The organism is Citrobacter sp. C13 (assembly GCF_014596815.2).
Classification (GTDB): Bacteria; Pseudomonadota; Gammaproteobacteria; order Enterobacterales; family Enterobacteriaceae; genus Citrobacter; species Citrobacter portucalensis.
In genome coordinates this window covers 3,685,256-3,708,557 of sequence record NZ_CP115024.1, presented here as the reverse complement: position 1 = coordinate 3,708,557, position 23,302 = coordinate 3,685,256, and the positions used below count along the sequence as shown (strand labels likewise).

Annotated in this window: 23 protein-coding genes; 15 read left to right on the top strand and 8 right to left on the bottom strand. The window is 52.6% G+C overall.

Features of this window, described 5'->3' with window-relative positions:
• Position 1 precedes the first annotated feature (1 nt).
• Positions 2 to 1,159 carry a D-alanyl-D-alanine-carboxypeptidase/endopeptidase AmpH gene (gene ampH / locus IB222_RS17825; RefSeq protein WP_003830945.1) on the bottom strand — a complete coding sequence of 386 codons (1,158 nt, stop codon included), beginning with the start codon at positions 1,157 to 1,159 and terminating at the stop codon, positions 2 to 4.
• Positions 1,160 to 1,543: 384 nt separating this feature from the next.
• On the opposite strand from ampH, the gene sbmA reads away from it, so the two are divergent.
• Entirely contained in the window at positions 1,544 to 2,764 is a 1,221-nt protein-coding gene (gene sbmA / locus IB222_RS17820) for a peptide antibiotic transporter SbmA (RefSeq protein WP_003021430.1), read from the top strand.
• Between the two features lie 15 nt (positions 2,765 to 2,779).
• Positions 2,780 to 3,883, top strand: a complete 1,104-nt coding sequence (locus IB222_RS17815) for a DUF1615 domain-containing protein (protein WP_126319069.1) — start codon at positions 2,780 to 2,782, stop codon at positions 3,881 to 3,883.
• On the opposite strand, the gene IB222_RS17810 is transcribed toward IB222_RS17815, so the two are convergent.
• Positions 3,868 to 4,191, bottom strand: coding sequence for a DUF2755 family protein (locus IB222_RS17810; protein WP_149384047.1), 324 nt, complete (start codon positions 4,189 to 4,191; stop codon positions 3,868 to 3,870). The genes IB222_RS17815 and IB222_RS17810 overlap by 16 nt on opposite strands.
• 264 nt (positions 4,192 to 4,455) lie before the next feature.
• Here IB222_RS17810 and IB222_RS17805 point away from each other — a divergent pair, with 264 nt between their 5' ends.
• Positions 4,456 to 4,674: a DUF2754 domain-containing protein gene (locus IB222_RS17805; RefSeq protein WP_003830949.1), complete on the top strand. Its 219-nt coding sequence runs from the start codon at positions 4,456 to 4,458 to the stop codon at positions 4,672 to 4,674.
• Between the two features lie 23 nt (positions 4,675 to 4,697).
• On the opposite strand, the gene ddlA is transcribed toward IB222_RS17805, so the two are convergent.
• Positions 4,698 to 5,792 (bottom strand): D-alanine--D-alanine ligase, encoded by a 1,095-nt coding sequence (ddlA, locus tag IB222_RS17800; RefSeq protein WP_032934537.1) that lies wholly within the window; start codon positions 5,790 to 5,792, stop codon positions 4,698 to 4,700.
• A 301-nt stretch (positions 5,793 to 6,093) separates the two neighbouring features.
• Between ddlA and IB222_RS17795 the strand changes: the two genes are divergently transcribed.
• The 5 genes from IB222_RS17795 to adrA all read left to right on the top strand — a co-directional run bounded on the left by IB222_RS17795 (position 6,094) and on the right by adrA (position 10,923).
• Complete coding sequence (locus IB222_RS17795) at positions 6,094 to 7,290, top strand: multidrug efflux MFS transporter (protein WP_149384048.1); 1,197 nt, start codon at positions 6,094 to 6,096, stop codon at positions 7,288 to 7,290.
• A 248-nt stretch (positions 7,291 to 7,538) separates the two neighbouring features.
• A complete protein-coding gene (locus IB222_RS17790) occupies positions 7,539 to 7,781 on the top strand; it encodes a sigma-S stabilization anti-adapter protein IraP (protein WP_003830953.1) in 243 nt (80 codons plus the stop codon).
• A gap of 104 nt (positions 7,782 to 7,885) precedes the next feature.
• Positions 7,886 to 9,301 (top strand): alkaline phosphatase, encoded by a 1,416-nt coding sequence (phoA, locus tag IB222_RS17785; protein ID WP_003830955.1) that lies wholly within the window; start codon positions 7,886 to 7,888, stop codon positions 9,299 to 9,301.
• A 94-nt stretch (positions 9,302 to 9,395) separates the two neighbouring features.
• Entirely contained in the window at positions 9,396 to 9,716 is a 321-nt protein-coding gene (gene psiF / locus IB222_RS17780; RefSeq protein ID WP_003830956.1) for a phosphate starvation-inducible protein PsiF, read from the top strand.
• Between the two features lie 91 nt (positions 9,717 to 9,807).
• Positions 9,808 to 10,923: a diguanylate cyclase AdrA gene (adrA, locus tag IB222_RS17775; RefSeq protein WP_126319065.1), complete on the top strand. Its 1,116-nt coding sequence runs from the start codon at positions 9,808 to 9,810 to the stop codon at positions 10,921 to 10,923.
• 17 nt (positions 10,924 to 10,940) lie between these two features.
• On the opposite strand, the gene proC is transcribed toward adrA, so the two are convergent.
• On the bottom strand, positions 10,941 to 11,750 hold the full coding sequence (gene proC / locus IB222_RS17770; RefSeq protein WP_003021462.1) for a pyrroline-5-carboxylate reductase: 810 nt from the start codon (positions 11,748 to 11,750) through the stop codon (positions 10,941 to 10,943).
• Positions 11,751 to 12,023: 273 nt separating this feature from the next.
• Between proC and IB222_RS17765 the strand changes: the two genes are divergently transcribed.
• The 5 genes from IB222_RS17765 to ppnP all read left to right on the top strand — a co-directional run bounded on the left by IB222_RS17765 (position 12,024) and on the right by ppnP (position 14,709).
• Entirely contained in the window at positions 12,024 to 12,479 is a 456-nt protein-coding gene (locus IB222_RS17765) for a YaiI/YqxD family protein (protein ID WP_008783909.1), read from the top strand.
• A 186-nt stretch (positions 12,480 to 12,665) separates the two neighbouring features.
• Entirely contained in the window at positions 12,666 to 13,211 is a 546-nt protein-coding gene (gene aroL, locus IB222_RS17760; protein WP_003836009.1) for a shikimate kinase AroL, read from the top strand.
• Between the two features lie 26 nt (positions 13,212 to 13,237).
• Complete coding sequence (gene yaiA, locus IB222_RS17755) at positions 13,238 to 13,429, top strand: protein YaiA (RefSeq protein ID WP_003021472.1); 192 nt, start codon at positions 13,238 to 13,240, stop codon at positions 13,427 to 13,429.
• A 246-nt stretch (positions 13,430 to 13,675) separates the two neighbouring features.
• Complete coding sequence (locus tag IB222_RS17750; RefSeq protein WP_003830963.1) at positions 13,676 to 14,353, top strand: AroM family protein; 678 nt, start codon at positions 13,676 to 13,678, stop codon at positions 14,351 to 14,353.
• A 71-nt stretch (positions 14,354 to 14,424) separates the two neighbouring features.
• Positions 14,425 to 14,709 (top strand): pyrimidine/purine nucleoside phosphorylase, encoded by a 285-nt coding sequence (ppnP, locus tag IB222_RS17745; protein ID WP_003021477.1) that lies wholly within the window; start codon positions 14,425 to 14,427, stop codon positions 14,707 to 14,709.
• Positions 14,710 to 14,759: 50 nt separating this feature from the next.
• On the opposite strand, the gene rdgC is transcribed toward ppnP, so the two are convergent.
• Entirely contained in the window at positions 14,760 to 15,671 is a 912-nt protein-coding gene (gene rdgC / locus IB222_RS17740) for a recombination-associated protein RdgC (RefSeq protein WP_003021479.1), read from the bottom strand.
• 91 nt (positions 15,672 to 15,762) lie between these two features.
• Here rdgC and mak point away from each other — a divergent pair, with 91 nt between their 5' ends.
• Positions 15,763 to 16,671, top strand: a complete 909-nt coding sequence (gene mak / locus IB222_RS17735; protein WP_063941294.1) for a fructokinase — start codon at positions 15,763 to 15,765, stop codon at positions 16,669 to 16,671.
• A 27-nt stretch (positions 16,672 to 16,698) separates the two neighbouring features.
• Here the strand turns inward: mak and araJ are convergent, their stop codons facing one another.
• From araJ to sbcD, 3 genes are all read right to left on the bottom strand, one after another.
• Positions 16,699 to 17,871 carry an MFS transporter AraJ gene (gene araJ / locus IB222_RS17730; protein WP_148362692.1) on the bottom strand — a complete coding sequence of 391 codons (1,173 nt, stop codon included), beginning with the start codon at positions 17,869 to 17,871 and terminating at the stop codon, positions 16,699 to 16,701.
• A gap of 192 nt (positions 17,872 to 18,063) precedes the next feature.
• Positions 18,064 to 21,207, bottom strand: a complete 3,144-nt coding sequence (gene sbcC / locus IB222_RS17725) for an exonuclease subunit SbcC (RefSeq protein ID WP_149384049.1) — start codon at positions 21,205 to 21,207, stop codon at positions 18,064 to 18,066.
• Positions 21,204 to 22,406: an exonuclease subunit SbcD gene (gene sbcD / locus IB222_RS17720; protein ID WP_148362353.1), complete on the bottom strand. Its 1,203-nt coding sequence runs from the start codon at positions 22,404 to 22,406 to the stop codon at positions 21,204 to 21,206. The genes sbcC and sbcD overlap by 4 nt, the downstream gene beginning before the upstream one ends.
• 190 nt (positions 22,407 to 22,596) lie before the next feature.
• On the opposite strand from sbcD, the gene phoB reads away from it, so the two are divergent.
• Positions 22,597 to 23,286 carry a phosphate response regulator transcription factor PhoB gene (phoB, locus tag IB222_RS17715; protein WP_003021496.1) on the top strand — a complete coding sequence of 230 codons (690 nt, stop codon included), beginning with the start codon at positions 22,597 to 22,599 and terminating at the stop codon, positions 23,284 to 23,286.
• Positions 23,287 to 23,302: the final 16 nt, after the last annotated feature.

The following is a 23,302-nucleotide window of genomic DNA, read 5'->3' as shown; positions in this document are numbered from 1 at the left end:
ATCAGGATGCAGGAATGACCTGTGGCTTGTACCCGCTCAATTCTGCAACCAGTTCGTTGATACCGTCGCTCATATTGGTAAAACGGGTCAGCGGAGAGCGCGTCACTACGACAAATGCCCCAACGTTTTGCTGTGGGATCATCGCCATATAGGTAATGAAGCCACCGCCGCCACCGGTTTTTTGAATAATTCCCGGTCTGCCATTCTTCGGCGCCATGTAGACCCAGCCCAAACCAAGCGCATCGGCTCTGCCTGGAACGTCCATTCCCACCACTTTAGTTAATTGTGTACGCTGGTAAATCAGCGTCTGCATCCGGTCGGCCTGCTGGCTACGATGATAAAAGTCAGAAGAGAGATACTGCTGCATCCAGCGCATCATATCGCCAGGCGTTGAATAAACGCCGCCGCTACCCATCGCTGCCAGAGTATTGTTACAAGGGCTGGCACCTTTTTCCGCGACCATCAGGCGTCGACACTGATCGGGGGACGGCGTAAAGGTGGTGTCTTTCATCCCCAGCGGGCGGGTGATTTTTTCTTCAAACAGCTGCGGATAAGGCTTACCTGACGCGGTACCCAGCGCATCGGCCAGCAGATCAAACGCCAGGTTGGAATAAGAAGCCTGCGATCCTGGCGCGGCTTTAAGCGTAGCCGTTGAGAGATAGCTCCAGCGCTGCTCGCGGGTTGGCCAGACAAACACCGGCCGTTTGGCTGCCCCGCCTGGCTGTTCGCGCGGTAGTGCGCTGGTATGTGTCGCCAGATTCACCAGCGTAATTGGTGTTCCTTGATAAGTGGGTACGCGTGCGCCAGGTGGTGCATATTTACTCAATGGATCGTTGAGTTTGACCGTGCCTTGATCGAGTAATTTCACCAGCATTTCGCTGGTCATTAATTTGGTAATTGAGGCAATGCGGATTACGGAATCCAGTTGCGGGTGAACATTATTGCCGGGGCGTGTTTCACCAAAACTGCGAAATACACGCTGATTACCATCAATCACCACGAGCGCCATCCCCGTAGCACCACTGCCGTAAAATATATGGTCGGCATAACGATCAACGATATCAGAGGCGAAGACCGGATCGGTTATAGGCTGTGCCGCCTGGACAGATGTCAATGACGCCGCACACAGCGCGGCAGAAAAAAGCAGACTACGTTTCAACGGTGGTGTCCATGAGTTAGAGAAAGTGAAAAAGGATGTCGTGCGTATGCGTATTTATACTACTCATCGGCGTATTGCAAAGCGCTTATCAACCAATGATAGTGGGAAAAACGTAACGATGAGTAAACACAGGAGTTTCCTGGATTGCGGATGTTCGCTTTTGTGATCTCACGCTGTGATAATCTGCACATACTGGAACGTTGTCGAGTGTGAAAACCACAGAAACAATTCTTCATAACCGAGGTGCGAACTAAGTGCCTCGGTTTTGGTCACAATTGTCGGTTTCAGCTTGTGTTTTTGGGCGTAAGCCGTCTGGCCTCCGCACTCTACGGTGGCAAATGCACAGCAGTCGTCATAACGATAAGAAGTTAGCAGGAGAGCACTATGTTTAAGTCTTTTTTCCCAAAGCCGGGGCCGTTCTTTATTTCGGCATTTATTTGGGCACTCGTCGCCGTTGTATTCTGGCAAGCAGGTGGGGGAGCCTGGGTTGCACATATTACCGGCGCGTCGGGAGACGTACCTATTAGCGCAGCGCGTTTCTGGTCGTTGGATTACCTGATTTTTTATGCGTACTACATTCTTTGTGTCGGGGTGTTCGCGCTGTTCTGGTTTCTCTACAGCCCACACCGCTGGCAGTACTGGTCTATTCTGGGCACATCGCTGATTATTTTTGTGACCTGGTTTCTGGTTGAAGTTGGCGTCGCCGTCAACGCCTGGTATGCGCCATTTTATGACCTGATTCAAACTGCGCTCAGCGCACCACACAAGGTGAAGATTGAGCAGTTCTATCATGAAGTGGGCATTTTTCTCGGTATTGCGCTGATAGCCGTAGTCATTGGCGTGATGAACAACTTCTTCGTCAGCCACTATGTGTTCCGCTGGCGTACCGCGATGAACGAACACTATATGGCGCACTGGCAGCATTTGCGTCACATCGAAGGCGCAGCGCAGCGTGTGCAGGAAGACACCATGCGTTTTGCTTCTACGCTGGAAGATATGGGCGTCAGCTTTATCAACGCGATTATGACGCTGATTGCCTTCCTGCCTGTACTGGTTACGCTCTCTGCCCATGTTCCTGACCTGCCGATTGTTGGACATGTGCCTTATGGCCTGGTGATTGCCGCGATTGTCTGGTCGCTGATGGGAACCGGTTTACTGGCCGTGGTCGGGATAAAACTTCCCGGGCTGGAGTTTAAAAACCAGCGCGTGGAAGCGGCCTATCGTAAAGAATTGGTGTATGGCGAAGATGATGGCAACCGTGCGACGCCACCGACGGTGCGTGAACTGTTCCATGCGGTACGGCAAAACTACTTCCGCCTCTATTTTCACTATATGTACTTCAATATCGCCCGTATTCTTTACCTGCAGGTTGATAACGTTTTCGGTTTGTTCCTGCTGTTTCCGTCAATTGTTGCCGGTACGATTACGCTCGGTTTGATGACGCAAATCACCAACGTGTTTGGCCAGGTGCGCGGCTCGTTCCAGTATCTGATTAACTCCTGGACAACGTTAGTGGAACTGATGTCTATTTATAAGCGTCTGCGCAGCTTTGAACGAGAGCTTGATGGTCAGGATATTCAGGAAGTTACCCATACGCTGAGTTAATAATAAGGAGATGTTATGTCGACGGTTTCCCGTCTTTACCCCTTGTCTGGTCTGGCAGCACTGGTGCTGGTGGGATGTAGTAGCCAACCCGCGCAGCCGCTAAAAAAGGGGGAGAAAGCCGTCGATGTGGCGAGCGTGGTGCGCCAGAAAATGCCCGCCAGCGTGAAAGACCGGGACGCGTGGGCGCAGGATTTGGCAAAGACCTTTGAAAGCCAGAAGCTGGCACCGACGGTTGAAAACATCTGTTCGGTGCTGGCGGTAGCGCAGCAGGAGTCAAACTTCCAGGCCGATCCGGCTGTTCCTGGTTTAAGCAAAATAGCCTGGAAAGAGATTGATCGTCGCGCAGAACGCATGCATATCCCGCTGTTTGTCGTGCATACCGCGCTAAAGATTAACTCGCCAACGGGGAAAAGCTACAGCGAGCGTCTGGATACGGTGAAGACGGAAAAACAGCTTAGCGCTATCTTTGATGATTTCATCAACATGGTGCCGATGGGGCAGACATTGTTTGGATCGCTTAATCCGGTACATACCGGTGGTCCAATGCAGGTCAGTATCGCGTTTGCTGAGCAGCACACCAGCGGGTATCCGTGGAAAATGGCGGGGACGGTACGTCAGGAAGTGTTTAGCCGCCGTGGTGGGTTGTGGTTCGGTACGTATCATCTGCTCAACTACCCGGCGAATTACAGTGCGCCAATCTTCCGCTTCGCCGATTTTAATGCCGGATGGTATGCGAGCCGCAATGCAGCTTTCCAGAATGCGGTCAGTAAAGCCAGTGGAGTGAAGCTGGCGATGGACGGGGATTTGATTCTCTATGGCAGCAGTGAGCCGGGCAAAACGGAGCTGGCGGTACGTAAACTGGCCGGGAAGCTAGGGATGAGCGAGAGTGAGATCCGCCGTCAACTGCAAAAAGGTGACAGCCAGGCCTTTGAAGAGACCGCACTGTACGAGAAGGTCTACAAGCTGGCGGAAGCGAAGACCGGGAAAGCGCTTCCTCGAGAAATGCTGCCGGGCATTCAACTGGAAAGCCCGAAGATCACGCGTAATCTGACTACCGCATGGTTTGCTAAACGCGTGGACGATCGTCGGGCGAAGTGTATGAGTCAGTCATCTTTATGATGACGGTGACGCCAGTGCATGATCGCCGCGATGGCACCAAGAATCAGGCTTCCTACCAGGAAGGGGATCAGTCCAAAGAGAGTACCGACGCCTAAACCGATTTCGACCCGCGGGCGTCCTGTCTCTTGCATTTGCAGCTGCATCAGTTCTTCATAGATGCCGGGCGCGTGGGCCAACAGATTTAAAATCTGTGCACCCGCCCAGAAGCAAAACAGCACAAATACGGCATACGCAATGTTGCCGGGCAGGGAGGAGGGATCCCGATGCTTGCCCTTAAACAGGGATTTTGAGAGCGTAAAATCAGCCATAAAGACCTCCGGAAATAACCTGCTTTTTTTGACGTAATGCCTGGAACTGAGAGTGAGTCTGACAGGTGATCGGCAATGTCAATATCAGAATGATGGTAATTTCAGGTAGAGATTATTCCTGGATTTCGGTTTTTTGTTGATGGTCACAATTATGTAACCTTAAGTGAAACTGAGTTACATTTAAGAAATTCCGCACAGACCACAGACGCCCTCGGGGAAATGTGCGAGGATGCCTCCCTGTGTTGTATTTTCACCGGAGCTGTTATGAACCTGCCTGTAAAAATCCGCCGAGACTGGCACTACTATGCTTTCGCTATTGGGCTTATCTTTATTCTGAATGGCGTGGTGGGGTTATTAGGTTTTGAAGCGCAGGGATGGCAAACCTATGCGGTGGGGCTGGTGACCTGGGTGATTAGCTTTTGGCTGGCCGGATTAATCATCCGTCGCCGCGTTGAAGATGATGAAGCAAAGGATGCCCAATAGCTCTATCAGGCATCCTGACGGGTTTACATACTGGTTTTCAGCGCGCTATCTGCAGCATGGCGTTCCAGTGCCAGTTCGATCAGGCGAGTGATCAAATCGGTATAGCCTAAACCGCTCGCCTGCCACAGTTTCGGATACATACTGATGTTGGTAAAGCCAGGCAGCGTGTTGATCTCATTGATCACAACGTCGTTTTCAGCAGTTAAGAAGACGTCCACGCGCGCCATGCCGGCACAGCCCAGAGTCTGGTATGCCTGAATGGCGATTTCGCGGATCTTATCGTTAATCTCTGGCGCAATTGCTGCCGGAACGACAACTTTGGCACCGTTATCGTCAATGTATTTAGTGTCGTAAGCGTAAAAATCGCTGTTCAGCACGATCTCACCACAGGTACTGGCCTGCGGATGATCGTTGCCCAGTACCGCACATTCGATCTCGCGGCCTTTGATCCCTTGCTCCACAACGACTTTATGATCGAATTCAAATGCCAGCGCGACGGCCTGATCGTATTGGGCTTCGCTGGTTACTTTACTGACGCCAACGGACGATCCCTGGTTGGCCGGTTTTACAAACAGCGGCAGACCCAGGCGGGATTCTACTTCGGCAAAGCTGATGCTGTTGCGATTCGCGCGAGTGAGCGTAATAAATGGCGCGATGTTTAACCCGGCATCACGCAGCAGACGTTTGGTCACGTCTTTATCCATACAGGCAGCAGAACCCAGCACATCAGAACCGACAAACGGCAGGTTCGCCACGCGCAGCATGCCCTGCAGAGAGCCATCTTCACCCAAAGTACCGTGTACGATTGGGAAAATAACATCGACCGTCGGCAGTGGTTGACCGTTTTGTGCATCGATCAACTGGTGCTCTTGTTTACCGGGTACCTGCGCCAGGCTGGTTTCAGAAGGCCGCAGCGCAATATGCGCCGGATCGTCTGAATTGAGCAGATAGCTACTGGCATCGCTGACGTGCCATTGCCCTTGTTTATCAATACCTAACAGCACAACGTCAAAGCGAGTCTTGTCGATGGCATCGACAATATTTTTTGCCGATTGCAATGACACTTCATGTTCCGCTGATTTACCACCAAATACGATTCCTACCCGCAACTTTGCCATCTTAAAAACCCATTCCATGAATGCAAAGCACATACATTACCACGACAAAACGCAGGTTTCCTCGGCTTCTGGCAGATTGTTTTGGCGGACGACAGGGGAATAGAACAGAACAAACATGCGGCTCGTACGTGAAGCACAATCCCCTGTTTATATTATGGGTTTGATGTGAGCTGTATCACAAATATGATGAGCGGGAAGATAAAATCCTAAACTGTGATTTATCGCACCTGTGGACCCTTATTCGGCTAAGTAATTTGTTAAGCTGCTCGCAGTTTTCAGCTACTTATCGTTATGAGTCCTTATGGAATCCTGGAGAGTTAACCTTATTTCCGTTTGGTTCGGGTGCTTTTTTACCGGACTGGCGATTAGCCAAATCTTGCCTTTTTTACCACTCTATATCTCCCAACTGGGCGTGACCTCGCATGAAGCGCTATCAATGTGGTCCGGATTAACGTTCAGCGTCACCTTCCTGATTTCAGCCATTGTTTCTCCGATGTGGGGCAGTCTAGCCGACCGCAAAGGACGCAAGCTGATGCTGCTGCGGGCCTCACTGGGTATGGCCATTGCGATTTTGCTCCAGGCATTTGCCACTAACGTCTGGCAGCTTTTTCTGCTGCGCGGGGTGATGGGGTTAACCTCCGGCTATATTCCTAATGCGATGGCGCTGGTTGCGTCACAGGTTCCACGCGAGCGCAGCGGCTGGGCGCTGAGTACGCTCTCAACGGCGCAAATTAGCGGCGTCATTGGCGGGCCGCTGATGGGGGGATTTATTGCTGACCACGTTGGCTTACGGGCTGTATTCTGTATTACCGCAGCCTTGCTGGTCGTGAGCTTCCTGGTCACGCTGTTCTTAATCAAAGAGGGCGTGCGTCCGACAATCAAAAAAAGCGAGCGTCTGAGCGGAAAGGCCGTGTTTGCCTCGCTGCCTTATCCGGCGCTGGTGATCAGCCTGTTTTTTACGACGATGGTGATCCAACTGTGTAACGGCTCAATTGGGCCAATTCTGGCGCTGTTTATTAAATCGATGGTCCCAGACAGTTCGAATATTGCCTTTCTCAGCGGACTGATTGCGTCGGTTCCGGGCATCTCGGCGCTGATTTCAGCCCCCCGACTCGGTAAATTAGGCGACCGTATTGGGACCGAGCGGATTTTAATGGCGACCTTAATCTTCGCGGTGGTGCTGTTTTTCGCCATGTCGTGGGTTACCACGCCGTTGCAACTGGGAATTTTGCGTTTTCTGCTCGGCTTTGCCGACGGCGCGATGTTGCCGGCGGTGCAGACGCTGCTGGTGAAATACTCCAGCGACCAGATAACCGGGCGCATCTTTGGCTATAACCAGTCATTTATGTATCTCGGCAATGTCGCCGGGCCATTAATGGGGGCGACGGTTTCGGCAATGGCGGGATTCCGTTGGGTGTTCATTGCTACAGCAAGCATTGTGCTTATCAATATCTGGCAACTGGCTATCGCGTTACGACGTCGGCGCGGGGTTCGTTGAGTTCCTGATTAACAACGCTGCTTGTCAGCGTTGTTAATCCATAATTGCGTATTATATATTTGTGTGATTATTAATTTTCTTACCTTTTTATATTGAATCATTCTGCATCCAGACGCATTTACCCTTATTTTGTGTTGTGATTGTTTTCGCAAATCTTTTTATTCCTTATAAAAATACAACTTTCATCCTCTAGGCAGTTGTGAGCCTTAATGATAACGTGGCCCATATTTTGTTAAGGGAATAGGCAAATGAAAAACCTCGTCACTGAGTTGTTACTTAAGCTCGCGCAAAAAGAAGAAGAGTCGCAAGATCTGGCGGCACAGGTCGAAACGTTGGAACGGGTAATCATCGAAATGCTGCGCAATATGGCGTGGAACGATCGGCAAATATTTATTCGTCAAATTGAGGGGGCGCTGGCTGATGTAAACCACATGCCCGCGTTTCTGACGAACATACATAGCGCTTGCGAGGGCGTACAAAAAGCGTTTTGAACCCTCTGTGGCGGGACACCCACAAATTATCATAAAAGTGTCATATCAAATACTTATAGTCGCTTTGTTTTAATTTTACCGTATTTATACATGGAGAATATAAAGTGAAACAAAGCGCACTCGCTATTGCCCTGTTACCTTTGCTGTTTACCCCGGTTATTAATGCAGAAACATCTACTGTAGCGGTTATGGATAATCGTGCCGCTCAAGGTGATATCACCACGCCGGGTGGCGCTCGCCGATTGTCTGCCGATCAAACGGCGGCTCTGCGCGAATCCCTGAACGATAAACCAGCCAAAAATATTATTTTGCTGATTGGCGATGGGATGGGCGATTCCGAAATAACGGCAGCGCGAAATTATGCTGAAGGCGCGGGCGGCTTTTTTAAAGGTATTGATGCTTTACCGCTGACCGGGCAATACACGCATTATGCGTTGGATAAGAAAACAGGGAAACCTGATTATGTGACAGATTCAGCAGCATCCGCGACGGCGTGGACGACCGGCGTTAAAACTTACAATGGTGCTCTGGGCGTTGATATTCGTGAAAAAGATCACGCCACTATTCTGGAAATGGCCAAAGCGGCAGGTCTGGCGACAGGCAACGTTTCCACGGCTGAATTGCAGGATGCCACCCCGGCCGCACTGGTTGCCCATGTCACTTCGCGTAAATGCTATGGCCCGAGCGTGACGGCTGAAAAATGCCCGACGAACGCGCTGGAAAAAGGCGGTAAAGGGTCGATTACCGAACAATTATTGAATGCCCGTGCGGATGTTACGTTAGGCGGCGGAGCAAAAACATTTACTGAAACCGCTACGGCAGGTGAGTGGCAGGGTAAAACGCTGCGTGAGCAAGCACAGGCTCGCGGTTATCAAATGGTGAGCGATGCCGCGACGTTGGCGGCGATTACCGAAGCGAATCAGGATAAACCGCTGTTGGGTCTGTTCTCAGACGGTAATATGCCAGTGCGTTGGGAAGGGCCGAAAGCGTCTTATCACGGGAATCTGGATAAGCCGGTAGTGACCTGTACGCCAAATCCAAAACGTAACGACAGCGTGCCAACGCTGGCGCAGATGACGGATAAAGCGATTGAGCTGTTAAGCAAGAATGAGAAAGGTTTCTTCCTGCAAGTAGAAGGCGCGTCAATCGACAAACAAGATCATGCCGCTAACCCGTGTGGACAAATTGGTGAAACGGTCGATCTGGATGAAGCGGTGCAGCGTGCTCTTGCTTTTGCTAAGAAAGATGGCAACACCCTGGTTGTGGTAACCGCTGACCACGCGCATGCCAGTCAGATCGTCGCACCGGATACCAAAGCACCCGGTTTAACGCAAGCGCTGAACACCAAAGATGGCGCGGTGATGGTCATTAGCTATGGCAACTCTGAAGAAGAGTCCCAGGAGCACACCGGCAGCCAACTGCGTATTGCAGCCTATGGCCCTCATGCGGCGAATGTGGTTGGCCTGACCGATCAAACCGATCTGTTTTACACCATGAAAGCGGCGTTAGGACTGAAATAAGCTGACACCCGACGGCAATACTTTTGCCGTTGGGTGGTATTTTTATCGTTAGCAGCCAAACTTACCTGTGTGTCGTTCAGAAAAGGATGGTGCTATGAAAATTACATTATTAATGACGTTACTCTTTGGCCTTATTTTTTTAACTACAGTCGGTGCTGCCGAGAAGACGTTAACCCCGCAACAACAGCGTATGACCACCTGCAATCAGCAGGCAACGGCGCAGACCTTAAAAGGGGATGCGCGTAAGACCTACATGAGTGATTGCCTGAAAAACAGTAAATCTGCGCCTGAGGAAAAGAGTCTGACGCCGCAGCAGCAGAAAATGCGTGAATGCAACGTCAAGGCGACGGAACAGTCGCTGAAAGGCGATGATCGTAATAAGTTTATGAGCGCTTGCCTGAAAAAATCTGCTTAGCACTTCCGGGTGAGCAGGTAAAATCGCTCACCCGAAATATCATACTTCCGCCACCAGACCCCTTCCTATAATTTGGGAAATTTGTTTCAGAATATTCCCAAATACGATGAATGATGAAAACTTTTATCAAAAGAAGGTCGTCCCGAATGAAGCATTTATATTGCTTCATCAAAATGACCACCAACGTTCCGGTCTGCGATTTGCCCGACGAATCAGGCTGCCGCGAGCGGTGGGACTGGGGGGAATGTTTTTCCCTATCGCGTCGGTATTAGTTTCTCAGCCAATAACCGGAGGCTGGTGGCTTTTGCTGGTGGGATGGGCGTTTGTCTGGCCGCATCTGGCATGGCAATTGGCAAGTAAAGCTATCGATCCACTACATAGCGAATATACCAACTTAAAAGCCGATGCCATCCTCGCCGGGATGTGGATGGGGATTATGGGGATAAACTTGCTGCCATCCACGGCGCTGTTGATGATTATCTGTATCAACCTGATGGGCGCAGGGGGGATGCGTGTCTTCATCGCGGGCGCCGTGTTGATGGTGGTTTCCTGCCTGGTGACGTTACAGTTAACGGATATCCCCGTAGCTTTTAGCAGTACGCAACTGGGCGTGCTGCTGTCGCTGCCGGTGTTAGTGGTTTACCCGTTGCTGTTTGCCTGGGTGAGTTATAAGACGCTTATCAGGCTGGCAGAACATAAACGTCGCTTACAGGTGATGAGTACGCGAGATGGCATGACCGGGGTGTATAACCGACGTCATTGGGAGCTGTTGCTGCGAAATGAATTTGATAATTGCCGCCGCCATCAGCGTGACGCCACGCTCCTTATCATCGATATCGACCATTTTAAGAGTATCAATGATACCTGGGGTCATGACGTCGGGGATCAGGCTATTGTGGCACTGACCCGCCAGTTACAGATGACCTTACGTGGTAGCGATGTGATTGGTCGCTTTGGCGGTGACGAGTTTGCGGTAATCATGTGTGGCACGTCAGCGAGCAGCGCGATTGCAGCGATGTCACGTGTTCACGAACGGCTTACCCAACTGCGTTTATCCTGCGCGCCGCAGGTTGACCTGCGCATTAGCGTGGGCGTTGCGCCGCTGACATCTGAAACTGAACACTATCGAGAATGGTTAAAATCAGCAGATATGGCTCTCTACAAAGCAAAGAATTCCGGACGTAACCGCACTGAAGCGGCGGCCTGACGTCCGGCGGTGTTAACTCAGGAGCGGCTGAGTTTTTCCGACTGCTCCATGCACTTAATCATCGCTTCAATCACCGATGAACGGAAACCGCGTTCTTCCAGGACGCGTACCGCCTCAATGGTGGTTCCACCCGGCGAGCACACCATATCCTTTAATTCGCCTGGATGTTTACCCGTTTCCAGCACCATCTTCGCCGAACCCATTACCGCTTGTGCTGCAAATTTATAAGCCTGCGCGCGGGGCATCCCCCCCTGAACGGCGGCATCTGCCATCGCTTCGATAAACATAAATACATAGGCCGGTGCTGAACCGCTGACGCCAACGACCGGATGAATCATTGCCTCCGCAATGACTTCAGCTTCGCCAAAGCAGCGGAAGATATTGAGCACGTCGGCCGTATCTTCCGGCGTGACTAAGGCGTTTGGCGTGACGGAGGTCATTCCGGCGTTCACCAGCGATGGCGTGTTTGGCATCGCGCGAATGATTTTACGGTCATGACCCAGCGCGCGAGCGAGCTGATCGAGGGTGACGCCCGCGGCAATCGAAACGACAAGGGAGTCTTTGTTCAGGCTGGAGGTAATTTCGCTCAGCACCTTAATCATAATGCCTGGCTTTACGGCCCCAAAAACAATATCAGCGATCTGCGCGACTTCTTGTGCAGACTGCGCCGCATTTATGCCGTACTGGTCGTGTAGTGCGGCGACCTTATCGGGGGAAGGGGTGTAGACCCAGATTTGTCCGGGGAGAACCTGACCGCTGGCGATCATGCCGCCAAGAATGGCTTTGCCCATATTACCGCAGCCGATAAAACCAATTTTCTTGTCCATCTTGTCACTCCCTATGGATGATATTCATTGTTTTATACCCGTCATACTTCAAGTTGCATGTGCGTTGGCTGCGTTCGCTCACCCGAATCACTTACCAGAGTAAGCTCATCGCGACTCACTCTTTTGCCGCCTGCCTGCAACTCGAATTATTTAGGGTAAATCTGGGAAAGCTAAGCTTAGCGCGGAATGAATATGTTCAGAAGGAGAAACAGCACTTTGCCTGAAAGTAAAAGCACGCGACAATGTGCGACAGCACACCAGTGGGGAGAAGTTATGACAATATGGGTGGATGCCGATGCGTGTCCGAATGTGATTAAAGACATTTTGTACCGCGCCTCTGAGCGCATGCAAATGCCGCTTGTTTTAGTGGCCAATCAAAGCCTGCGCGTCCCGCCTTCGCGTTTCATCAGCACATTACGTGTGCCTGCGGGCTTTGACGTGGCTGATAACGAGATTGTGCGTCAGTGCAGCGCCGGTGATTTAGTGATAACGGCAGATATTCCGCTGGCGGCTGAAGTGATTGAAAAGGGTGCGGCGGCGCTTAACCCGCGTGGCGAACGTTATACCGAAGCCACGATCCGCGAGCGTCTGATGATGCGTGATTTTATGGATACGCTACGCGCCAGCGGTATTCAGACCGGAGGGCCGGACAGCCTTTCGCCCCGCGACAGACAGCATTTTGCGGCTGAACTGGATAAGTGGTGGCTGGAAGTTCAGCGTAGAAAATAGAGTGTGTAATTTATTATTTACACTTTATTCGTTGTGAATTCTTGTTATAGTAAGGGTTAACTCATCACGCCATTCTTTATGTAATTTTTTCTTTACGGTTTTGGCGATGTACTAGTTTGATGATATGATTATATTTTTAACCGCATCAGATCCCGCTTGTTGGCGGCTCTCTGGGGAAATTCTGTGATGACGCAACCTCTTTTTCTTGTTGGCCCCCGGGGGTGTGGTAAGACAACAACCGGTATGGCGCTGGCAAAGGCTATTGATTTCCAGTTCGTTGATACCGATCGCTGGTTGCAATCGCACGTGCAAATGACCGTGGCGGAAATCGTCGAAAGAGAAGGATGGGAAGGGTTTCGTGCCCAGGAAACGACCGCTCTGCAGGCCGTCACCGCTCCAGCAACGGTTGTTGCGACCGGCGGCGGTATCATTCTTACCGAATTTAATCGCCACTACATGCGCAGCCACGGCGTGGTTATCTATTTAAGCGCACCGGTATCGGTACTGGTTGATCGTCTGGAGGCCACGCCTGAAGAAGGATTACGACCGACCTTAACCGGCAAGCCGTTGACTGAAGAAGTGCAGGAAGTGCTCGCCCAGCGCGATGTTTTGTATCGCGAAGCCGCGCACTATATCGTTGATGCCACCAATGCGCCTGCGCAGGTGGTGGAAGACATTCTTGGGATACTGGCGCAGGCAGCGCCACGGTTGCAGGGCGGTGTCTATACTTAATGTTCATCCAGTGAAAAGGAAGAACTATGCCGACACAACCACCTTACCCACGTCAAGCGACCATTGTTACGGTTGAAAAAGGGACGCCAGGCCAGACGGTAACCTGGTATCAACTTCGTGCCGATCACCCTAAACCGAATTCGTTGATCAGTGAGCATCCTTCGGCTCAGGAAGCGATGGATGCGAAAAAACGCTACGAAGACCCCGATAAAACCTGATATGAAGACCGACCTGGCACGAGTCTTAAAAGTGCCAGTCCGGGCGTGCATCACATTTTTTTAAATTTCGCCGTATACAGTAAAAATTGAAAATTAAACAATAACAATCCAGTACTGGAATGATCTGGAATCTTTACACAATACACCGCCGATCTACTGCTACGCTTTTGAGCATTTGTAGCACAGGTCAGCGCCCGGCACGTGTCCGGGATTTCACAGCAAAGTAAGAAGACGGTGGAGCAACAAATGAGTACGTCGTTGGCTATCCTCACGATTGGCGTTGTGCCGATGTGTGAGATGTTACCGCTCCTGACGGAATATATTGATGAACAGCACATTACTCACCACAGTCTGCTGGGGCAGATGCAGCGAGAAGATGTGATGGCCGAGTACGGGGCTTCACCCGGTGACGAGCTGTTATTAACACTGCTTAGCGACCACCAACTTGCTCATGTCTCACGTCAGAAAGTGGAACGCTCGCTGCAAAGCATTGTGGAGGTTCTCGATAATCAGGGATTTGATGTGATCCTGCTGATGAGTACCGCCTCAATCACCCGTCTGACCGCCCGCAATAGTATCTTGTTGGAACCCATACGCATTATTCCCCCGTTAGTGGCTTCAATTGTCGAAGGGCATCAGGTTGGGGTCATTGTACCTGTTGCTGAATTGCTCAAAGCCCAGACACAAAAGTGGCAGGTGTTACAAACTCCGCCAGTGTACGCCGTGGCGAATCCAGTAGAAGGTTCCGAACAACAGCTGATTGATGCCGGGAAATATCTCCTTGAGCAAGGTGCTGATGTTCTTATGCTGGACTGCCTGGGGTTTCATCAACGTCATCGTGATTTACTGCAAAAGTCGCTGGATGTCCCGGTTCTGTTGTCCAATGTGTTGATTGCTCGACTGGCTTCGGAATTGCTGGCGTAATTTTGCGTGACAGGTGGAACGTCAGCCCCCTATATTGGTTCCTAACTTAATCACGAGATAGGGCCAGTTGTATGCTTCAAAGTAATGAATACTTTTCCGGCAAAGTAAAATCGATCGGTTTTACCAGCAGCAGTACTGGCCGCGCCAGTGTAGGTGTGATGGCTGAAGGTGAATATACCTTTGGTACTGCGGCGCCTGAAGAGATGACGGTAGTTAGTGGCGCACTGAACGTGCTGCTGCCAGGGGAAACCGAGTGGAAAGTGTATGCCGCAGGAGACGTGTTTAACGTACCGGGCAACAGCGAGTTTCATCTGCAGGTAGCAGAGCCAACATCCTATCTTTGCCGTTACCTGTAAGCGTAAAAATGACGAATGGCGATATTGAGTCGCCATTCGCTAAACACGGCTTAACGTTGCGCTTCGCCGCCTAATCCTTCCACCAGACTTTTAATCAGCGCCGCCAGTTCACCTGTCATCAGGATGAAATCGGCATCAAAACGCTGAGCATAATCTTCGCGGTCGATATCTTCATTCTGATCGCGCAGCTCGTCGCTGAACTTCAGGCGCTTAATGGAGCCGTCGTCACACATAACGAACTGAATGCGCTGCTGCCAGTCGAGGGCCAGCTTGGTGACCAGTTTGCCCGCTTCGATATGCACGGCGATTTCGTCGCAGACCAGATCCTGCTTTTTCGCGCGGATCACACCGCCGTCTTCAAGGATCGCTTTCAGTTCAGCTTCATCCAGCAGTTGGAAGCCCTGCGCCGTGGTGCCGGAGCGAACCCATTCGGTCAGCGTCAGCTCAATAGGGTTTTCCATCGTCAACGGAACGACCGGCAGCGAACCGAGACTCTTACGCAGCAGCGCCAGCGTATCTTCGGCTTTTTTCGCGCTCGCACAATCAACCATGATCAGATCGTTGACGGTATCGATCCACATCATTGTCTGGCTAAAGCGGCTAAAGGCGCGCGGCAGCAATGAGTGCAGAACTTCATCTTTCAGCGAGTCTTTTTCGGTCTTCTTAAGTTTGCGACCTTGCTCAGCTTCCAGTTTGAATATTTTGGCTTCCAGCGCCTGTTTGATAACCGGCGACGGCAGAATTTTTTCTTCTTTGCGGGCGCAGATAATAATTTGGCCATTGGCGGTATGCGTTAATGCATCGCTGTGCGATCCCATCGGCGGAACCCAGCCCATTTTTGCCATATCCTGGCTACCGCAAGGGGTGAACGTCATTGATGCCAGCTGTTTTTCCATCTCTTCGGCTCGCAAAGAAACATCGCGGCTAAGACGGTAAACCATTAAATTTTTGAACCACAGCATGATAATTTCCACGGCCTTGTCGTTAAATCCAGCGGGCATGATAGCGAATTGTCGCTATGCTTGCATTGTTAATCGGGAAGAGGAGCAAACAGTGCGTATAGGTATCGATTTGGGCGGTACGAAAACGGAAGTTATTGCGCTTGGCGATGCGGGCGAGCAGCTTTTTCGCCATCGCCTGCCCACGCCGCGTGATGATTATCGGCAAACGATAGAAACCATCGCCACGCTGGTGGAGATGGCGGAAAACGCCACCGGGCAGACGGGAACCGTGGGAATGGGCATTCCAGGTTCAATCTCGCCCTACACCGGGGTGGTAAAGAATGCCAACTCGACCTGGCTTAACGGGCAACCTTTTGACAAAGACCTGAGTTCGCGCCTGAATCGCGAAGTGCGGCTGGCAAACGATGCCAACTGCCTGGCGGTTTCAGAAGCGGTGGATGGTGCGGCGGCGGGGGCGCAAACCGTGTTTGCGGTGATTATCGGCACTGGATGTGGCGCAGGCGTGGCACTGAATGGTCGGGCGCACACCGGCGGCAACGGTACCGCAGGGGAGTGGGGGCATAATCCGCTGCCGTGGATGGACGAAGATGAGCTGCGTTTTCGACAGGAAGTCCCCTGTTATTGTGGCAAGCAAGGCTGCATTGAAACCTTCATTTCCGGGACCGGTTTTGCCACCGACTACCAGCGTCTGAGCGGTAAGAAGCTCAAAGGTAATGAAATTATCAGCCTTGTTAATGCGCAGGATGCTCTTGCGGAGCAAGCGTTGAGCCGCTATGAGCGTCGTCTGGCGAAATCACTGGCTCATGTGGTGAATATTCTCGATCCGGACGTCATTGTGCTGGGTGGCGGAATGAGCAATGTCGACCGACTGTATCAAAACGTTCCGACGTTGATTAAGCAGTTTGTCTTTGGTGGCGAGTGCGAAACGCCTCTACGCAAGGCGCTACACGGGGATTCCAGCGGTGTACGCGGTGCGGCCTGGCTGTGGCCGCAGGAGTAATGTTCGCGTAGCCGGGTAGCGCAGATGCTATCCGGCAGCGTGTGTCATCTGGGGGACTGCGCGCTTCAGGCGACCGTACAGCAACAGTGACGACATCGCAGAAAACGACAGCAGTGCCGCCGGCAGTGTCACGTAGTTGTAGGCAAAGCCCAGCGTCAGCATCATGCCACCGCAATAAGCGCCAATCGCGCTGCCGAGGTTAAAGGCAATTTGCCCGCCAGCCGCACCCAGCAGCTCCCCTCCTTTAGCATTTTGCAGCAGTAAAATTTGCAGCGGCGCCGACAGGGCAAACAGGCCCGCGCAGCAAATAAAGGCGAAGGTCAGCGACGCGACTTTGATCCCGCCAAAGGCAAAGAGCAACAGCAGAGCCAGCACAATCACGAAGTCGGTTATCACCGCAATGCGCAGCGGCGTATAGCGACCAGACAGCCGACCGCTCAGCAGATTTCCCAACACCATTCCTAATCCTACCAGCATCATGATGAAGGTCATCAGCGATTCGGAGAAGCCGGAGATATACATCATGTACGGTTTGACGTAGCTGAACCAGGCGAAAACCCCGGCGTTACCGAACATGGTGGCGGAGAAAATGAGCCACGGGGCGGGGCTTTTCAAAAAGTGAAATTGTTCGCGCAGTTTTCCTTTTGCTTCATCGCTGATGTTGGGTACCCAAAAAGCGACCGAGACCATCACGGCGATATTAAAGACGGCAATCAGCAGGAACGTATAGCGCCAGCTAAATTCCTGACTCAGCCAGGTGCCGAAAGGAATGCCAACCAGATTGGCAACGGTCATCCCCGAAATCATACCCGCGACGGCGGCGGTGACTTTTCCCGGACGGGCGAGCTTCGACAGGATTATTGCGCCAACGCCAAAAAACGCACCATGCGGGAAGCCGGAGACCAGCCTGCCTACCGCCAGCATAAAATAGGAGGAGGAGAGGGTGAAGATGGCGTTGCCAATCACACACAGTGTGACCAGAAACAGCAGAATATGCTTGAGTGAAAAACGGCTGGAAAAGAGCGCAATAATGGGTGCGCCCAGCACCACGCCAAAGGCGTAAAACGAAATCATATGGCCAGCGGCAGGAATAGAAATTCCCACGTCCCGCGCCAGTTCGGTGAGTACACCCATGATGCCAAACTCGGCCATGCCCAGCCCAAATGTTCCCAGCGCTAAAGAGAAAATGACTTTTTTCATACCACCTGCCAACAAGAAAGACGCAGGATATGCGTCATAGCGGCGAACGTTCGCCGCCAATAGCGATAGCTTGCGGATAAGCGAAGTGGAATGCCATTTCATATCCGTCCCTGAGTATGCAATATTGTGCTACATAGAGTGCCGGATGGCGCTAGCGCTTATCCGGCCTGTGACACCACATCCGCTGGTCGATTACTCCACCGCAAACATCTTGTCGAGTTTGCTGTAGCCCAGACCGTTGATTTTTTTCACCTTGATCTGCACCGGAATGCGTTCTTTCATTGCTTCGACGTGGCTGATGACGCCAATGGTTTTACCGGTAGCGTTGAGCGCATCCAGCGCGTCCAGAGCGGTATCCAGCGTTTCACTGTCCAGCGTGCCGAAGCCTTCGTCGAGGAACAGGGAGTCAATTCGTGTTTTGTGGCTGACCAGATCGGATAATGCCAGCGCCAGCGCCAGACTCACCAGGAAGCTCTCGCCGCCGGAAAGCGTACGCGTGTCACGCACCGCATCGGCCTGCCAGGTATCAACCACTTCCAGCTCTAACGCTTCGCTGGCCTTGCGCTGCAACAAATAGCGACCGTGCAGACGGGTTAACTGGTTGTTGGCAAGCCAGACGAGGTTATCCAGCGTCAGCCCCTGGGCAAATTTGCGGAACTTATCTCCCTCTTTCGAGCCGATCAGCGCATTCAGATACCCCCAGTCTTCGACCTGCTGCGTGACTTTTTCAATCTCCTGCATCAGCGCCTGCTGCTGCTGGCGGTTTTCAGCATCTTGCTTAAGCTGCTGGCGAATTTCGCCCTGACGAGTCGTGTTATCGCGTAGCAGCTGGGTGAGCTGCGCCAGCGCGTCGTGTAGATGTTGTGCGGTAAGCGAGAGATCTACCCCGGTTGGTTGCTGCTGTTGATGAGTCGTCAGCGCCTGCTGGGCCTGATTAAGCAGCGTTTGCGCCTGTTGTTGCTGGCTTTCCAGCGATTGCTTCAACTGCTCAAGACGGTTGAAAGTCTCTTCATCCAGCAGGGCGGCAATAAAGGCGTCACGATTGTCAAAGATGCTGGCCTGCAATGCGGAATCAAACTGCGCCTGAATGTCTGCGGCGCGCTGAACGTCCTGCGCCTCCTGCTGTTGCAAGGTTTGCCACTGTCCCTGTAAAGAGAGGCAATCGTCGTGCACCTGCCGCCAGTTTTCCAGCGACAAATCCTCAATGTCTTCAGAAAGCGCCTCGGTTTCTGGCAGCGTTTCCAGCAGCGGCGCAAGCTGGGCAATCCGGGTCTGTAACTCGGTCAGTTCATTCTGGCGCTGTTGCCACATTTGCGCTTCGTTCGCCCGTTCGCTTAGCCATGAGGCAACGTTATCCTCGGGCGGAAGGGCCAGACCATGACGGGCCAGCTCGACGGTTAGCATCGCCTGGCGCTGGTCAATATGCTGCTGGAGCTGGGTAATCTGCTCGGTATGGGCTGCGATTTGCGCCTGCAGGGTATGACGCAGGCTCAACTGGTGAAGCTGTTGTTCGTGCTCTTCCTGAGCGGCCAGCCACGGGGCAATGTCATCCTGCGGTTGTAGCGTGACGTTGAGGCTGGCGGTGACGGTCAGCCACTCTTGAGTAAGTGCTTGCTCCTCCTGAGAAAGCGTCTGTGCTTCGCGTTCATCCCGCTGAAGTTGCTGCGTGATCGCCTCAAGCTGGCCGCGTAACGTGGAACCTTCATCGGCCAGTGTTTTGACCTCTTTTTCCAGCGCTTCACGCCGCGTCTGATTCACGCTCAGTTCGAGCGTTTGATAGCGTTCAATCGCCGGATGTGCGGTGGAGCCGCATAGCGGGCAAGGCATGCCGGATTGCAATAATACCCGTTGGCTTTCCAGATCTTTGATGCGGGCTTCCTGCTCGCAAATGACTTTTACATCGGTAAGTTGCTGATTTTTATCTTTATAGTGCTGACGTTTTTCGGCAAGCACCGCGTTGCGCTGAGTTAGCTCTTGCTGACGCTGTACAAGCGTGGCGCGTAACTGTGCCAGTTGCTTTTGCTTCGGGGCGATTTGCCCGTGCAGATTGCTCAGCCGCTGGCGTAGCGGACGAAGCTGCACATGTTGTGCCAACGCATCCGTTACCTCCTGCGGCGAAAGGGTCAGCGCAGGAAGCGCCAGTGCATCGAGCTTACGTGTGTCGTTCTCCCGCAGCTGCTGCCACTGGCGTAGCTGGGCGCTGGCGTCGGACTGTTGCGCCAGCAGCGCTTTCCATCCCGCCAGTTCGCTACTCCATAAGCGGAAGCGGTCATGTTCGTTCAGCCAGTCGGTTAACGTCTGTTGTTCGGCCAGCATAGCGGCTGACTGCGTGTACGCCTGCTGACGAATACGCCCGCGCAGCGCTAAGCTGCTTTGTAAGCGAGCATTCACTTCCTGAATCTTCTGGCGCGTGCGCGCGATAGTAGCCGTTTGTTCCTGGATTCGCTCCCAGTGTGGACGTAATGCTCTGGCTGGTTGCGCCAGGCTCAGCGCTGCCAGCTGCGGCTGCGCGTCTTCTTGCGCCTGAAGTGCCGCCTGTAATGCCTGCTGGTGGCGGTTTATGTCCGTTTGAAGCTCATTTTGCCGAATAAGCCAGTTGAGGTGCTGTTGCTGGGTTTGTTGGCTGGTAAGGTATTGTTTTTCTTCGTCAGTAAGTACCTGCAAACTTTCTGTCAGGGATTGCACCTGCTCTGGTGCTAACAGCGCCACGCCGCTGGCCTGGGCCTGCAGTTTTTCCAGCTCTGTACGCGCTGACTTGTGCTTTTCAAACACCATGGCGGAGATTTGGCCGTAGATCTCAGTACCGGTTAACTCTTCCAGCAACTCTGCACGCTCTTTCGGTTTGGCATTAAGAAAGGCGGCAAACTGGCCCTGAGAGAGCAGCATCGAACGGGTAAAACGACCGTAATCCAGCCCGGTAAGCTCGGCGGTCATCTCCAGCTTGTCTTTGACTTTATCGGCGAGGATTTTACCGTCGGCGCAGCGGGCCAGCTCTACGCGCGGGACCTGCAGGTTGCCCTCAGGCTGGTTGCGTGCCCGGTTCTGGCTCCAGAATGCGCGGTAGGCTTCGCCGCGCACCTCAAACTCAACTTCGGCCAGACACTCCGCGGTGTCGCGGGTCATCAGGTCGTTTTGTGACTGTGACACGGTATTCAGGCGTGGCGTTTCGTGGTAAAGCGCAAGGCAAATCGCGTCCAGCAGGGTGGTTTTCCCCGCGCCCGTTGGCCCGGTGATGGCGAATAACCCGTTGCTGGCAAAAGGTTCTGCCGTGAAATCGACTTTCCATTCTCCCTTCAGGGAGTTGAGGTTCTTCAGGCGCAGGCTGAGAATTTTCATGCTTCACTCTCCCCGGCAAGCGAGTGTAAGGTTGCGCTAAACAGCTGATTCAACCGCTCGCGCTGAGGCTCCTCGAGCTCTTCCAGCGCCAGGCGGCGGTCAAAAACTTCCGTTACGCTCAGCTCGCTTAATGTTTCGCGTCGTTCACTGGCCATAATACGTTCACGTTGTTCCCGACTGCGGCGCACCAGTAACACCTCTACCGGTAAATCTTCGGTTAAGGCCTGGATCTTACGTTGCATGTCATGCAGATAGTCGTCGGTGGTGATTTCAATATCCAGCCATATCGGCGGCTCTTGTGGTACGTTACGCCACTGTTCAAGCTGGGTGGTAATGGCAGCTAAATCGCCTTTCAGTACTGCAAGCGGCTGGGTGACCGGTACGGTGAGATTTTCAACGGCGCTGAGTTTCCCCGCTTCAAAGCTCACCAGATGTACACATTTGCTTTTGCCGCATTCGTCAAAACTGAGTGCGATCGGCGAACCGCAGTAGCGAATATGTTCCGTGCCGCCGATAATCTGCGCCCGGTGAATATGACCCAGCGCGATGTAGTCCGCCGGTGGAAAGTTTTGCGCCGGAAAGGCGTCCAGCGTACCGATATAAATGTCACGTACGGCGTCACTTTTACTGGCGCCAACGGTGGTCAAATGCCCGGTCGCAATGATGGGCAGGTTTCGATCGCCACGCAGCGTGCAGGCGTCCTGATACTGCTGCTGGTAATAGTCGGTGATCGCCCCCAGCAAATGCTGCTGTTTTTCTTGTCCGGTTAGCCCGGCTTGGCTGGTAATGATGTCACGTGGTCGTAAGAAAGGAACCGGGCACAGGATCGCCCCCGGCGTGCCATCACGTTGCGGCAGTACCTGCGGCGCATGGCCGGCGCTGGCAACGACCGTGGTGTTGAGAAACGCCAGAATATCGCGGGATTCATTGAGCGTGGCGACGGAGTCGTGGTTGCCTGCCAGCACCACCAGATGACAGCCGGTTTGCTGTAAATTAACGACAAAACGGTTATACAGCTCACGGGCGTAGCTTGGCGGAGAGCCGGTATCAAAAATATCACCCGCCACAATAATGGCATCCACCTGCTGGGATTGTGCCGTCTCCAGCAGCCAGTCGAGAAAGGCCTGATGTTCAGCGGCGCGGCTCTTGCTGTAGAAATTTTGGCCCAGATGCCAGTCAGACGTGTGAAGGATGCGCATAAGAGTTCCATGACGATAAAACAGTGGCGGGGATTATAACCTTTCAAGGACGGTAATATCTTGTCTCCGGGCTGTCATAATTCGTCGGGCTGCGTTAAACCTGGGCTATCTTTTCATAAATCTGTCATAAAACTGACGCATAATGGCACCGTATTGATGGCAAACGATTTAATTATAAACAGGGCAAATCATGGCGAGACGTATTCTGGTCGTAGAAGATGAAGCTCCAATTCGTGAAATGGTCTGCTTCGTGCTCGAGCAAAACGGTTTTCAACCCGTAGAAGCCGAAGACTATGACAGTGCTGTGAACCAACTCAATGAACCCTGGCCGGATCTCGTCCTGCTTGACTGGATGCTTCCCGGCGGCTCGGGTCTACAGTTTATTAAGCATCTCAAGCGCGAAGCCATGACACGGGACATACCCGTGATGATGCTGACGGCGAGGGGAGAAGAGGAAGATCGCGTCCGGGGTCTGGAAACCGGTGCGGATGACTATATTACCAAGCCGTTTTCTCCCAAGGAGCTGGTGGCGCGTATTAAAGCTGTGCTGCGTCGAATTTCCCCCATGGCGGTGGAAGAGGTTATTGAGATGCAGGGGCTGAGTCTTGATCCCACTTCGCATCGCGTGATGACCGGCGAGGATCCGCTGGATATGGGGCCGACCGAATTCAAACTGTTGCACTTCTTTATGACTCACCCTGAGCGTGTCTACAGCCGTGAACAACTCCTCAATCATGTCTGGGGAACCAATGTCTACGTGGAAGACCGGACAGTGGATGTGCATATCCGCCGCTTACGTAAAGCGCTGGAGCACAGCGGACACGATCGTATGGTGCAGACGGTTCGCGGGACGGGATATCGTTTTTCGACCCGCTTCTGACTGACAAGAATCAGGG

Excerpts from the sequence above, each read along its gene's own strand:
- sbmA (WP_003021430.1), top strand. The coding sequence starts at position 1,544 with ATGTTTAAGTCTTTTTTCCCAAAGCCGGGGCCGTTCTTTATTTCGGCA.
- IB222_RS17815 (WP_126319069.1), top strand. The coding sequence starts at position 2,780 with ATGTCGACGGTTTCCCGTCTTTACCCCTTGTCTGGTCTGGCAGCACTG.
- IB222_RS17810 (WP_149384047.1), bottom strand. The coding sequence starts at position 4,191 with ATGGCTGATTTTACGCTCTCAAAATCCCTGTTTAAGGGCAAGCATCGG.
- IB222_RS17805 (WP_003830949.1), top strand. The coding sequence starts at position 4,456 with ATGAACCTGCCTGTAAAAATCCGCCGAGACTGGCACTACTATGCTTTC.
- ddlA (WP_032934537.1), bottom strand. The coding sequence starts at position 5,792 with ATGGCAAAGTTGCGGGTAGGAATCGTATTTGGTGGTAAATCAGCGGAA.
- IB222_RS17795 (WP_149384048.1), top strand. The coding sequence starts at position 6,094 with ATGGAATCCTGGAGAGTTAACCTTATTTCCGTTTGGTTCGGGTGCTTT.
- IB222_RS17790 (WP_003830953.1), top strand. The coding sequence starts at position 7,539 with ATGAAAAACCTCGTCACTGAGTTGTTACTTAAGCTCGCGCAAAAAGAA.
- psiF (WP_003830956.1), top strand. The coding sequence starts at position 9,396 with ATGAAAATTACATTATTAATGACGTTACTCTTTGGCCTTATTTTTTTA.
- proC (WP_003021462.1), bottom strand. The coding sequence starts at position 11,750 with ATGGACAAGAAAATTGGTTTTATCGGCTGCGGTAATATGGGCAAAGCC.
- IB222_RS17765 (WP_008783909.1), top strand. The coding sequence starts at position 12,024 with ATGACAATATGGGTGGATGCCGATGCGTGTCCGAATGTGATTAAAGAC.
- aroL (WP_003836009.1), top strand. The coding sequence starts at position 12,666 with ATGACGCAACCTCTTTTTCTTGTTGGCCCCCGGGGGTGTGGTAAGACA.
- yaiA (WP_003021472.1), top strand. The coding sequence starts at position 13,238 with ATGCCGACACAACCACCTTACCCACGTCAAGCGACCATTGTTACGGTT.
- IB222_RS17750 (WP_003830963.1), top strand. The coding sequence starts at position 13,676 with ATGAGTACGTCGTTGGCTATCCTCACGATTGGCGTTGTGCCGATGTGT.
- ppnP (WP_003021477.1), top strand. The coding sequence starts at position 14,425 with ATGCTTCAAAGTAATGAATACTTTTCCGGCAAAGTAAAATCGATCGGT.
- rdgC (WP_003021479.1), bottom strand. The coding sequence starts at position 15,671 with ATGCTGTGGTTCAAAAATTTAATGGTTTACCGTCTTAGCCGCGATGTT.
- araJ (WP_148362692.1), bottom strand. The coding sequence starts at position 17,871 with ATGAAAAAAGTCATTTTCTCTTTAGCGCTGGGAACATTTGGGCTGGGC.
- sbcC (WP_149384049.1), bottom strand. The coding sequence starts at position 21,207 with ATGAAAATTCTCAGCCTGCGCCTGAAGAACCTCAACTCCCTGAAGGGA.
- sbcD (WP_148362353.1), bottom strand. The coding sequence starts at position 22,406 with ATGCGCATCCTTCACACGTCTGACTGGCATCTGGGCCAAAATTTCTAC.
- phoB (WP_003021496.1), top strand. The coding sequence starts at position 22,597 with ATGGCGAGACGTATTCTGGTCGTAGAAGATGAAGCTCCAATTCGTGAA.